Below are 13,362 nucleotides of genomic sequence, written 5' to 3'. Positions count from 1 at the left end.
TTCAGATTTTTATTATAGTTTGCAACTTACGCAGAAAGAGTTTCAGATATTGTCAACCAATCAACCATATAACGAGAAAGAACTGCTTCAATCTGTTTCGGAAGGGGATGAAACGGCCTTTGCCAGGCTTTTTAATGAATGGTATCCACTTCTTTCCACCCTCATTCTCCGTTTAACCCGCTCTGAAATATTAACGGAAGAAATAGTACAGGATGTTTTTTTAAAAGTCTGGATGGGAAGGGAGGCGCTGGTGTATGTGGACCGGTTTAAACCATTTCTCTGGGTCATGGCAAAACACCTGGCCATTGACGCGCTACGCAAAACGGCCGCAAGGCATGCCCGGGAAAGCCAGTACCAGTCCGAGTTTCTCAGGGAAAACAGCGCAGACGACGAGCCTGACTATCATACGCTGATCGACGAAGCGGTTGCCAGGCTCCCTCCGCAACAGCAACGCGTTTACCTGCTGAGCAGGCGAAACCGCCTGAAGCAGGCCGAAATAGCCAAAATGATGGGCATCTCTGTAGCTACCGTAAAATCATATATGCAGTTGTCCGTTCATTCCATCACCCATTATGTAAAAGAAAAAGCCGGGCTGGGAGTAGCTGTTATCATTATTTTGAAAATTTTTTCCTGATTTTTTTATCCGGCTACCTACTTTTTGTCATACTGAATCGTCCTTATATAAATCACCGTTACGCACATGGCAAAACCTGGTTTCCAAGAGCTATTTTCCCGCTACCTCGCTGGCAACACCACTGAGGACGAAACACAGCAGGTATTAGCGCAAATTGCTGCCGGTACAGACGACCAGGAGCTGAACGATTGGATTGCTGCCTATTGGGAGCAATTGGAGCAAACAGATGGCCGGTATACGTCTGAAACAGGACAACCAATATTGAATAGGATATTGGGTTCGCCGGATGGACAGGAGAAAAATACGCCGGTTGTATCATTGCGCAGCCGTTTCTTACATCAGTGGAGATGGATTGCTGCTTCCATTATACTGGTACTGGGCATAGGAAGTTATTTCCTGGTAGCCAGGAAAAGCACGGATCCGGTTACGGTTGCCATCAATGCCGCCGGTATCCAACCAGGAAAAGCGGGTGCTATTTTAACGCTGGCAGACGGTTCCCACGTGTTGCTGGATACCATCCAAAATGGTGTAATACCGCTTCACGGCAGCGCCACCGCAAAAGTGATCAATGGCACGTTACAATATAACAATGCCGGAAAGGAAGCAACTTATAACACGATGTCCACTCCAAAAGGCCGCCAATTTGGGATCACACTTCCCGATGGTACGCAGGTTTGGTTAAATTCGGCCAGCTCTATCCGCTATCCTACGGCATTTACAGGGCACGACAGGAAAGTGGAACTGACAGGGGAGGCTTATTTTGAGGTAGCCCATAACCAGGACAAGCCTTTCCTGGTAAGTATTAATAACAAAGCGGTGCTGCAGGTGCTGGGTACGCATTTCAATGTAAATGCCTATGAAGATGAGCAACATATTGCCACCACGCTCCTGGAAGGATCTGTAGCCGTGAATGTACGTTCTGCATCAAATCACCAACAACACGAAGTATATACAAACACCGTGATATTAAAGCCTGGTCAGCAGGCCCGGGTAATGAACACTGTTACTGATTCCACCGCAGTGAACAGTATTCAAGTCACTAACGCCGATGTAAATAAGGTAATGGCATGGAAAAATGGTCTCTTTAATTTCGAGGACGCGAACCTCGAACAGGTAATGCGCCAACTTTCGCGTTGGTATAACATTGAAGTTGTCTATGAAAAAGGAATCCCTGATATCTATTTTTATGGGGAGATGGGAAGAAATATGCCGCTCATAGATGTGCTTGCCAACCTGCAAACCACCGGCGTCCGTTTTCGCCTGGAAGGCAGGAAACTGATCGTTCTGCCCTTATAAAAAATTTCTGTAAAAAGATAAAACCGGAAGTGATTGAGCCCACTTCCGGTTGAGACTTGATCGGAATAAACGCTGTCATGCAATTTAAATCAACCAAATTAAGTGCAATCTATGCAAAAAAAATCTTATTGGGTTCACGGCTTTCCGTACCTCTTCAAAATCAATCCACCATTTTTAAATTTCAGAGGGTACCGGGAGATGAATCCATCCATCCGTAAAAAATTACTGGTGATGAAGCTCACACTGTATTTATCGATCGCCATCTTTCTTCAGGCAAAAGCTACCAGCTATTCGCAATCCGTAACCATTTCGGGCAACAACCTTTCACTAAAACAGGTGTTTGCTGTTGTGAAGAAACAAACGGGCTATGTCCTGTTTGTAAACCGTGAAGACCTTGCAAAAGGGAAGGCGGTGTCGGTATCAGCCAATAATATGCCCCTGGGTGATTTTATGCAGCTGGTATTGAAAGATCAGCCGCTCAACTTTATCTTCAGAGGCAATACCATTGTACTGTCGGCCAAACCGGTTGCCGGAGAAAACGCTTCCCGTACAGCGGATCCGGGTGAAAACATTTCCCCGCAAATGGCGGTGGAAGGCCGGGTTACAGATGCGGAGAAAAAACCAATGAAAGGCGTTTCAGTAATAGTAAGGGGAACGGATGCCGGTACTCAAACCGATGAAAGCGGTTATTTCAAATTGAATGTAAAGGAAAACGCCGTCCTCGAATTCTCTTTTCTTGGTTATGGTAAACAAACCTACAAAGTAAACGGCACCACCAGGAATATCTTCATTAGCTTAAGTCCCGAGGCAAAGACCCTGAATGAAATGGTAATGGTGGGATATGGCGCCACGCGCCGTAAAGACCTCACGGGATCGGTGGCTTCGGTGGATGTGAACGAAGTGAAAAATACGCCCTTTGTGAGCATTGATCAGGCCCTGGCAGGGAAGGCCACTGGTGTCCAGGTGATACAGGCTGACGGCTCCCCCGGTGGTATGGCAAAAATCCGCATCCGCGGAGGTACTTCCCTGATTGGCGGAAACGATCCGTTGTATATTATTGATGGCGTTCAGGTAACCATACAAAACCGTTATGTACAGAGTGGTGCAGACCTGGTGAACCCGGTTGAAACTTTAGGAGACGACGTCGGCTATGCAAAAAATGCGGTGGGTTCTTCCTTTGCCCGCGGTTTAAATACCCTGGCTGGTTTGAATATCAATGACATTGAATCGATCGATATCCTGAAAGATGCCTCTGCTACCGCTATTTATGGTTCCAGGGCGGCAAACGGGGTAGTTATCATCACTACCAAAAAAGGGAAAAAAAATGAGAAGCCTATACTCGAGGCTAATTATTATACCGGCCTGAGTAAGGCAATCACAGAAAAACTGCTGAACGCCTCGCAGTACAAAAGTGTAATGCTGGAAGGCGCCCAAAACCTGAATGCGCTCCGTGCTTCGCAAAGTAAACCTGCAGACGCCATTGCGACATCCATTATCAATAACCCCGATTTCCTCGGTACCGCCAACACCAACTGGCTCGACCTGGTAACCCGTACCGGCATTACCCACAATGCTGATATCAGCGTGCGGGGTGGCGGAAGCGGTTCCAGGTATTATACTTCTCTTTCGTATACCAAACAAACCGGCACACTGCTCGGCACTGATTTCAGCCGCATTGCCGGTAAAATTAACCTGGACAATGAAATCACCCCGAAACTGCGGGTGATCACCAACCTGGATTATGCCTTTACAAAAAATAATGTAACCAACGGGCTCTATTCCTCCGCAATTTTTGCCCCGCCTACCTTTGCGCCTTTTAACGCAGATGGAACCCCAGCGGTTTTTGATCCCGCTACTTTCGCTATATCCGCCGGCTCGGGTATTCAAAACCCGATGGCGCTCCTCCAGGGGATCAACACCTCGAAAAATGCATTGCTGCTGGGCTCCATTGCTTTGGAATACGACATCTTTAAAACGCTTAAGTTCAGAAGCACCGCATCTGTTAATTATACCAACTACCACCAGTTAAATTATATTCCTTCCTCGCTCAACATTGCTGATCCATCCGGAGTGGTGAGCTCCGACGGAGGCATCGCTTCACAGGCGCAAACACAACAGTCGGATGTGTTCTATGAAAACACCCTTACCTGGGACAAACAATTCAACGACAACAACCGCCTGAACCTGTTGGTAGGAACGTCCTGGCAGAAAACCAATACACAAACATTTTCTGCCTCCGGCCAGGGATTCCCGGATGATCAGTTCCTGAACGGATTGTCATCTGCTGCCCTCGCACTTCCTCCCAAAGCCAGTGAAACACAAAGTTCGCTCCTGAGCTATTATTTAAGGGCAAACTATGCGCTGAATGAAAGGTACCTGTTTACAGTAACTGCCAGGTCTGATGAATCTTCAAAATTTCCTAAAAGCAACCGCGTAAGTTATTTTCCTTCATTCGGAGTAGCGTGGAGAGCAAATGAAGAACCTTTCCTCAAAGGAGCTACCTGGCTCAATGAGCTGAAGTTCCGTGCCAGCGCAGGTTACACCGGTACTCAGAATCTTGGCAATAATTTGTTCTACACCCTGTTTACGCCAGGATCCTACGCATCCACCAATGCGCTGATTCCTACGCAATTGGGGAACGACCACATCAAATGGGAAACAACCCTTCAAAAAGACGCCGGCGTTGATTTTGCCTTGTTCAATTCCAGGCTCCGGGGCGCCATTGGCTATTACCATAAAAAAACTACCGACCTGCTGCTGGCATATAATGTAGCTACCAGCTCCGGGTTTACCTCCGCATTGGTAAATGTCGCCGACATCACCAATAAAGGACTGGAGATAGATCTTCGTGCAGATATTATCCGTAAAAAAGATTGGGGGTGGAGTGTCTCGGCAAATGTTTCGGGGAATAGATCTACCGTTACGCGTATCAACCAGGATCTGCAAAATCCACAAAGCACCGGGTACAGCGATCCTTATTATAACTCCGTATTCTCCATTGGTAATACGGTATTACGCGAAGGCGAGCCAATAGGATTGATTTATGGATACGAGTATAAAGGCGTTATTAAAACAGAAAAAGAGCTGGAAGAATACAAGGCAGAAAGTATTTACGCAAAATTAGGCTTGCTGCAAAACCTGGCGCTGGGTTATCCGAAGTACGGCCTTATAGATACCGGGGTATACAAGGGATATTTTAAACGCGACGTAATTGGCAGCGCCCAGCCTAAGTTCTACGGTGGTGTTTCCAATACTTTCAGCTATAAGCAATTCAGCGTAATCGCCCTGCTGACTTATTCCTGCGGAGGAGATATCCTGTACCTGCCGGATGTAAATGCACTTGGTCTTGGTGACCGCGGAAACCGGAACACACGGATATTGCTTCCTCATTACAGTGCCGGAAATACTGATGCCGACAGGCCCTCGCTTCTTCTTAAAGAAAGCAATACTTACGGAACCGGCAGTTCCAGTGCAACAGTACATGATGCCTCTTATATCAAACTGAAATCTATCTCCATTAATTATCAGCTGCCGGACAAACTCCTCAACAAGCTGCATCTGCGTACCGCGCTGGTATATGTTTCAGGCAGCAATCTGTTCTGCATCACCGGCTATCCCGGGCCAGACCCCGAAGTAAGCAATGATCCCTATAGTTTGATCAGTGGTTATACGGATGCAGCAGCCTATCCTTCTATGCGTCAATACACATTCGGGATGCGAATCGGATTTTAAGCAAGTAAAAATTCAGACAAATGAAACGTTTATCATTATATATAATACTACTCGCCGGCTGTGGAACATTCCTTTCCTGCAACAAGCAATTGAGTGAACCGCCGGCCAATGCCCGCGTGGAAGGCACTGCTATCACCGATCAGAAAACCGCGCAAACCGCGCTGAACGGCGTATACTACCGGTTCGCGAATGTGACCTCCGACAATATTACCTTATGGCGGGAACATCATATTCCTGGCGGAATGCTCTCCGGGTTACTCGCCTATGGATTCGGGAAGTTAGCGGAAGAAAAAAATGACAATGTAGGCGCTGGTTATATACCCGCCGTCTGGACGGAAAGTTACCTGTTGATCAACGCTGCAAACGCTGTCATTGACGGCGTGAATGCAGTTCCTGACAAAGCTTTTACAGACACCCGGAAAAATGAGATCCTTGCTGAGAGCCGCTTCATGCGGGCGTATGGACACTTTACCCTGCTCATTTATTTTGCGGAATGGTTTAAAACAGACAGCCGCTTTGGTGTGCTGATCAGGGATAAGTTTTCTACACTAAGTAATATCCCTAAAGCACGCAGCTCTGTGGCAGAATCTTATTCATTTATCCTGGAAGATCTCGACTTTGCCATTGCTAACGCGCCGGCAGATCATCCCAGCTACTATGTTACCAAATGGGCAGCCATGGCGCTGAAAATGAGAGTGCTGCTATGTCACGGACAGCAGGCCGACTATATAGCCGCCGCGACCCTGGGAAATGATATCATTCAAAACAGCACGTACACCCTGGAAAACAACCTGAAGGATCTCTTTTATGTAAAAGGATTAACCAGCAAGGAAGTAATACTCGGCGTTAAACCACAACCTAACCAGGAGGCATTTTACTATATTCAAAGCCGCGCATATTATCCGGTGCAGTCTTCTCTTTTTACCGCTACACAGCAACTGAAGGACCTGTTGGAAAACGATCCCAGGGGGAGCTGGATGATTGGGCCGAAAACGCCTTACCAGGCTTATTCTCCCAATACCTATTATTTCCTGAAATATATCGCATACGGGAGCAATACTTCTCAGCTTTCTGAAACTTCATATGCCATCCGCTTATCAGAAGTATACCTGTTGCAGGCGGAAGCTATTATCCGGTCTGCCGGAGGAAATCTGCAAACAGCTAAAACGCTGATTAAAACAGTGATGGCTAAGGGCGGTGTGACCGACTTTACGGCCGTCGACAATGCCAATACTGCGGCGGATCTCCTGCTGCAGAATTATTATGAAGTAGCCAGGAACCTGACCGGGGAAGATGGCATTGAATGGCGGGCATTAATGCGGCTTCCTTTCGACGAAGTAAAATTGCTTAAACCAACCATAACATCTACACAGCAGTTCTACTTTCCCATTCCATTGGATGAATTTAATACCAATCCTTTGATTGGCGATCAAAACCCCGGATACGGTAAACAATAATAAAAAAGTAAACCCATCATTAATATGAATATTTTCCATCACAGTAAGCGATTTTTCAAACAGGCCATCGTATTGGCCGGATGTATCTGCCTGGCAACTATTGCCCGGGCCCAGGATGTAACCCTGCATGTCGGCGATGCCGCACCTCCATTAAAATACGCCAAATGGATAAAGGGAACCCCGGTGACTGAATACCAAAAGGACCGGCTCTATGTATTTGAATTCTGGGCTACCTGGTGTGGTCCGTGTAAAGCTGCTATGCCACATTTATCGGAGCTGGCAAAAAAATATGAAGACAAAGCGACGTTTGTTGGTGTGAATGTCTGGGAAAAAACGGGCGACAAACCCTATGAGTCATCTCTTCCGGCTGTTACAAAGTTCGTAAACAGTATCGGCGATAAAATGGCGTACAATGTGATTGCCGACAACAACGATCAGTACATGGGTAATAAATGGATGAAGGCATCGGGCCAGAACGGCATTCCTACCACTTTCCTGCTAAAGGAAGGAAAGATTATCTGGATCGGTCATCCGGTTGTTCTCGACTCTATCATGGGATTGGTTATCTCCGGAAAATTTGATATAGCCGCTTTTGCAAAAGATTTTGAACGGAAAACTGCAAAAAATGCCGCCGTCTCCAAACAGTTCAATAACGTACTACAACCTATTGACTCAGCTATCAAAGCGAAGGAATTTGAGAAAGCGTTTGGTATGATCGATAAGGCCATTCCTGAAAATCCCATCCTGGCCATCTCTCTGAAAAATATGAAGTTCTCTGCATTACTCAGCCATTTCAGCGAAGATACAGCACTTAATTATGCTAAACAGTGGATAAAAGAAAATCAGCACATAAGCACCTTTGTGGCCAGCACTATTTTAGAAAAAGAAGATCTTTCCAAACAGGCTTATACCTATGCTGCAAATCTTTTCAAAACTGCGCTGGAAGCAGAAGGTGGCGTTAAACCGCTCATTTATCACGAGCTGGCCAAAGCCTATGGTAAAGCCGGTGATCCTAAAGGCGCTGTTGCGGCAGAAGAAAAGGCGATAGCTGGTGCGAAAGAGGCTTTAGAGAAAGGTCAGTGGCTAGGAACTATACTTGATTACACCGTTACGGAATACCAGGATGCCCTGGCAGACTATAAAAAGGCGGCAAAGAGCAAGTAAGATAATGCAAAGAGGAAGGGTACCAGTGGTTATAAGAATGACCATTGATACCCTTTTGTTTTGTAAAGATGTTTGTATCCGGCTTTTTAGCACTATCGTCAAAAAAACATTGATATTTATCAGGATAGAAGTTGTTGGTTGGTTCCTTTTTGCCTAATTAGCATTGAGTTTATGTTATCAACATTATCACTGACCATATCAATCAATCTATGAAGAAACTTCTGGTATTCGTGCTTATTACCGCACTTTTTAGCTGTAAAAAAGACAAATCCAAAGACGGTGGACCTGCCCCTGTCGCTACCGCTGAATATTCGTTTGACAGCGATGATAATTCCGGGCTGATGTTCAAAGATGGCGAGTCTATGGAGGTAATGACGTCTGAATCCCGGCGGTATGAAATAGGGAAAGTATTAAGAGTAAAAGCCATTGATTCCGTAACGATAGAAGTGGCCAACTTCGCGCCGGTAGATATACAGGACGCCACTATCCTGTTAACTATAGCAGGCCAGGCCAGGCCCGTCAAACTTTTTAAGATCAGTAAAATAAGGGCGCATGGCATAAAGGCAATCAACTACCCGTTTACCGGAACCACCACAAAGTTCCTTGATACTGACAATAAAGAAGTAGACCTTTCTGCCTATAAAACATCCGGTATTGCTACCAGCAAGGTAATATTTGATTTTACGGGTGAAACAGACCTGATTAAAAAACTGAAGTCACTGGCCAAATTGAAATGGACTATTAAATACCATGATTTTGACCCAACCGATGACCCCAATAATAACTGGAAGGAAAATATCGATGCAAAGGATGTGAGAAGATTTACCGGCTTTATTATTAACCTGGCTTACCTTTTCCAGGCAGATACTACCAGGAGTGTATTTATAAACGAACCAATTACCAGCAACGAGCAGGTATTGATGACAACAGAACAGAAAAGTACCGCGTTTCAAAAAATGATAGACATTCCTAAATTTAATTGCGGGGTGGTGGTTAATGTTTTCGGATTAGGTGGTGGCGCTACTTTTGGGGTAGCCAATCATATACTGAATGACTACCTGACTGCTGATGTTTGTTTTATTGTAGTACATGAAATGGGCCATATGATCGGCTATTCACATAGCTCCACGATGACCTACCCCAGTAACCCGGGAAACAGGGGAGCGGTAGTAGCCACCGGCAATGTTTACAAACAAATGCTGACACAAGGTGCTTTCCCGGTAAAGAAAACCAATTATTATAAAGCGACCGATTTATAGATCTTTAAACCGGACATCAACTGTACAAAACCGGACAGGTTGAAAAATACCAGCAATTTTAATTCATTGATTTTTATAATATTATAAACTGGTATTTTATTAGTGGCGGGATATCAAACCTATCTCCATGTTTAAAAATTATTTTAAGCTCGCCTGGCGCAACCTTATCCACAATAGATTATATAGTCTGCTGAATATATTGGGTCTTGCCACGGGGATGGCAGTGGCATTGATCATTGGTTTGTGGATCTGGTATCAGTATTCTTATGACAGGTTCCTTCCTGATAGTCAGCAGATCTACAAGGCGGGGTTAAAAGGTACCGGGAATAATGGAGAGGTATATGCTTACCTTGTTTCACCTATGCCATTGGCAGAAGCGTTGAGAAGGGACGTTCCGGGTATCAAACATGCGGTCATGACAGACTGGATAAAACCTCACGGACTGGTGGCGGGCGAGAAGAAGATATACCTGCCGGGAATAATAGCGGAGAATGATTTCCTGAAAATATTTCAATATCCATTGTTAAAAGGCCGCGCAGAGCAGGTGTTAAATGATCCTTATTCGATCGTACTTACGGAGTCGACCGCAAAATCATTATTTGGAAATGAAGATCCGCTGAATAAGATTGTCCGCATCGATAATCAGAACAATCTGAAAGTGACTGGTGTGTTAAAAGATATTCCGGACAATTCTACTTTGAAATTTAACTACGTTATCCCTTATGAATATCTTATTCAGAACAGCGATATAAAAGAATACCTCAACATGTGGGGCCAGATTACATCCAATGTGTATGTGTCATTACAGCCAGGAGTATCCTATGCGCAGGTGGAGCCCGCACTGAAGAAGATCATAGCCAGATATAATCCTGAAGAATACAAGCATTCGCATACGGAAGTAATCATGCAGGAAATGAAAGACTGGCATCTCTATACGGAGTTTAAAAATGGGGTTGCTACGGGTGGGATGATCAGCTATGTAAGAGTATTTAGTATCACCGGGATACTTGTGCTGCTGATTGCCTGTATTAATTTTATGAATCTTTCTACAGCGCGGTCTGAAAAAAGAGCAAAGGAAGTAGGCGTGAGGAAAGTCATGGGCTCCCAGCGATATGAACTGATTTTACAATTTCTGGCAGAATCTTTTGTGATCACTTTTGCCGCATTTATCGTATCGCTGCTGTTGGTACAGATTGCATTACCTTCATTTAATACACTAACACAGGCAACTATCCGCATTCCTTATACGAATGTATTCTTCTGGATCATTATGTTCAGCTATCTGCTGCTCACTGGCTTACTGGCGGGTAGCCGCCCTGCTTTTTATCTTTCTTCTTTCAGACCTGTCAAGATATTAAAAGCAGATCGTGGAGCGGTGCGTTCGAGAAAAATGCTGGTATTAATACAATTCTCCTGTTCCATAACTCTCATCATCAGCACCATCATTATTTATCAGCAGATAAAATATGCACAGGAACGTCCTGTAGGCTATGATCAGCAACGGTTGATGATGACTGACGCCAGCAGCGATCTGAAGAAAAATTATCCGGCTTTAAAAAATGATTTGCTGCAGAGTGGTGTGGTAACGGATGTAACCATGTCTTCGGAGACAGTCATTGCACTCAGGAACTTCAGTAGTATCGAAAACTGGCCAGGAAAAACACCCGTGGAGGAAGTGGGCGCCGCAGTTGTGTTTGTTGCGGATAATAATTATTTCAAAACGATGGATATAGATCTGGCTGCGGGCAGGGACTTTACCGGAAACACAAGCGCCGATTCGTTGAATGTAATCGTGAATGAAGCCGCTATTAAACGGATGAAGCTGAAAGACCCGATAGGACAGGTTATTGCTTATAATGGCCGTCATAATTTAAAGATCATAGGTGTGGCCAAGGATGCTATTATGGAATCTCCTTTTTCGTCGCCGACTCCGACAGTCTTTATGTACAACCCTAATGGAGCAAGATTTATTACCTACCGGTTGTCTCCAAAGGTGAGTACAACAAAAGCGGTTGACAGGATTGCCGGGATCTTTGGACAGTATAATACCGCTTATCCCTATATCTATAAATTTGCCGATGAAGCTTATGCAAAGAAATTTGAACTGGAAATGTTGATCGGTAAATTAACCGGTCTGTTCTCCCTGCTGGCAATTTTTATTTCCTGTCTTGGTTTGTTTGGACTGGCCTCCTATATGGCAGAACAGCGAACCAAAGAGATTGGCATACGGAAAGTATTGGGAGCGTCTATCATGCAGTTATGGGCATTATTATCCCGTGAATTTGTTATTCTTGTGATGATCAGTTGTTTGATCGCCTCTCCGCTGGCCTTCTATTTTCTTAATAGCTGGCTGGAGAAATATGTATATCGCATCAGCATAGGACCACTGGTTTTCATCCTGGCGGCCATAATCACTGTCGGTATCACCGTGCTTACGGTGAGTTTCCACGCAGTAAGAGCCGCTATGATCAACCCGGTGCGGAGTTTGAAAACGGAATAGCTTCATTGGCACAATACGAAAAAAGCCTTCAGACTATTCATCTGAAGGCTTTTTTCGTATTGATAAACTTGGAGAAACAAGGATCAAACTAGAATATCGAAAGGCACCTGCCGATTCTTCTGTCTATAAAATTCTAAGAGAAATGGAGAAATCGGTATCAGAGGAACGGAAGAAAGCCTAATTCCCTTATTTAACCTAGCTTATTCCGACTTATTATTTTGTTCTTTAGAGCGATGCTGACCATTCTTGGAAATGATATCCAACCATTGTAAAGCAAAAGAAGTTTCAGCCATTATAGGGAAAGTTATAAATGCTGGTTATTGTCGTTATATTTATATGTAATTGCTGATATTTAATCGGACAGAAATGAACCAGGGTAACACAACTTTTTCTTACCTATAAACGTAGATCAGGCAATGAACCTCCCAGAGAATTATACTACGGACTATGTGGTGTCAAAGGATGGAACAAGAGTCGGTTATAGACAAATTGGGGCCGGGCCTGGAGTTATCCTTGTCCATGGCGGTATGATGACTTCTAAAAATTTCATCAAACTTGCTAGCTTCTTATCAGCTGAATTCACTGTATATATTCCAGACAGGCGGGGTCGCGGTTTAAGTGGCCCGTTTGGCCAGAACTATGGCATTGGATCAGAAAGCGAGGATTTGCTGGCATTAATCCATAAGACGGCAACTGATAAGATATTCGGGCTTAGCTCTGGTGCAATAGGTGTACTTCAAGCGGCCATCATGGAACCAGCGCTTAAAAAAGTGGTCCTCTATGAACCTCCGATCCCGGTTAAAGGAACCGACCCTGCGGCCTGGAGCGGTCGCTATGAATCAGCCCTCTCCCGTGGAAACCTTGGAAAAGCAATGTTCACTGCCATAAAAGGCACCGACGACTCCTCATTGTTTACAGCCCTGCCCGGCTTCTTAATTGCACCATTGCTAAATATGGCTATAAACGCAAATGCTAAGAAACAATCGGGCGATGACGTGTGCTTTAAATCCTTAATTCCAACGATGCATTACGATCTCATATTGGTCCGTGAATCTTCCGGACTGATAGACGGTTGTAAAGAAATTAAAGCTGAAGTGCTACTGATGGGAGGGACAAGGAGCCAACGTTACCTTAAACTTGCACTTGATACATTAAGCACCACTTTGCCAAAGGCAAAGCGTGTAGAATTCCATGGTTTAGGACATACGGCCGCCGACAATGACAACAGCCCGGAAAAAATAGCAAAAGAGTTAATTGCCTTTTTTCAACAAAGCGTTATACATTAATTGTAAGAATAAGTTAGGATAATAAATTTTTAAT

Annotated in this window: 8 protein-coding genes; all 8 read left to right on the top strand. The window is 44.7% G+C overall.

Translation table 11 applies throughout. The features are described from left to right. Positions 1-49 precede the first annotated feature (49 nt). The 8 genes from ACLHR0_RS02890 to ACLHR0_RS02855 all read left to right on the top strand — a co-directional run bounded on the left by ACLHR0_RS02890 (position 50) and on the right by ACLHR0_RS02855 (position 13,328). The gene (locus ACLHR0_RS02890; protein ID WP_436484581.1) at positions 50-634 is read left to right on the top strand and encodes an RNA polymerase sigma factor; all 585 of its coding nucleotides are present in this window, start codon (positions 50-52) and stop codon (positions 632-634) included. Between the two features lie 66 nt (positions 635-700). Further along, positions 701-1,930, top strand: a complete 1,230-nt coding sequence (locus ACLHR0_RS02885) for a FecR family protein (RefSeq protein WP_436484579.1) — start codon at positions 701-703, stop codon at positions 1,928-1,930. Positions 1,931-2,161: 231 nt separating this feature from the next. Further along, on the top strand, positions 2,162-5,662 hold the full coding sequence (locus tag ACLHR0_RS02880) for a TonB-dependent receptor (protein ID WP_436484577.1): 3,501 nt from the start codon (positions 2,162-2,164) through the stop codon (positions 5,660-5,662). Positions 5,663-5,682: 20 nt separating this feature from the next. Further along, positions 5,683-7,119, top strand: coding sequence for a RagB/SusD family nutrient uptake outer membrane protein (locus tag ACLHR0_RS02875; protein WP_436484575.1), 1,437 nt, complete (start codon positions 5,683-5,685; stop codon positions 7,117-7,119). A 24-nt stretch (positions 7,120-7,143) separates the two neighbouring features. Continuing rightward, complete coding sequence (locus tag ACLHR0_RS02870) at positions 7,144-8,283, top strand: thioredoxin domain-containing protein (RefSeq protein ID WP_436484573.1); 1,140 nt, start codon at positions 7,144-7,146, stop codon at positions 8,281-8,283. A gap of 209 nt (positions 8,284-8,492) precedes the next feature. Beyond that, complete coding sequence (locus tag ACLHR0_RS02865; protein WP_436484571.1) at positions 8,493-9,542, top strand: hypothetical protein; 1,050 nt, start codon at positions 8,493-8,495, stop codon at positions 9,540-9,542. Positions 9,543-9,669: 127 nt separating this feature from the next. Next, the gene (locus ACLHR0_RS02860; RefSeq protein WP_436484569.1) at positions 9,670-12,042 is read left to right on the top strand and encodes an ABC transporter permease; all 2,373 of its coding nucleotides are present in this window, start codon (positions 9,670-9,672) and stop codon (positions 12,040-12,042) included. Between the two features lie 416 nt (positions 12,043-12,458). After that, positions 12,459-13,328 carry an alpha/beta fold hydrolase gene (locus ACLHR0_RS02855; protein ID WP_436484567.1) on the top strand — a complete coding sequence of 290 codons (870 nt, stop codon included), beginning with the start codon at positions 12,459-12,461 and terminating at the stop codon, positions 13,326-13,328. Positions 13,329-13,362: the final 34 nt, after the last annotated feature.

It is taken from the genome of Chitinophaga sp. ARDCPP14 (assembly GCF_051362515.1).
Classification (GTDB): domain Bacteria; phylum Bacteroidota; class Bacteroidia; order Chitinophagales; family Chitinophagaceae; genus Chitinophaga.
The sequence above is the reverse complement of the archived record's forward strand: the minus strand, read 5'-3'. Positions and strand labels throughout refer to the sequence as shown.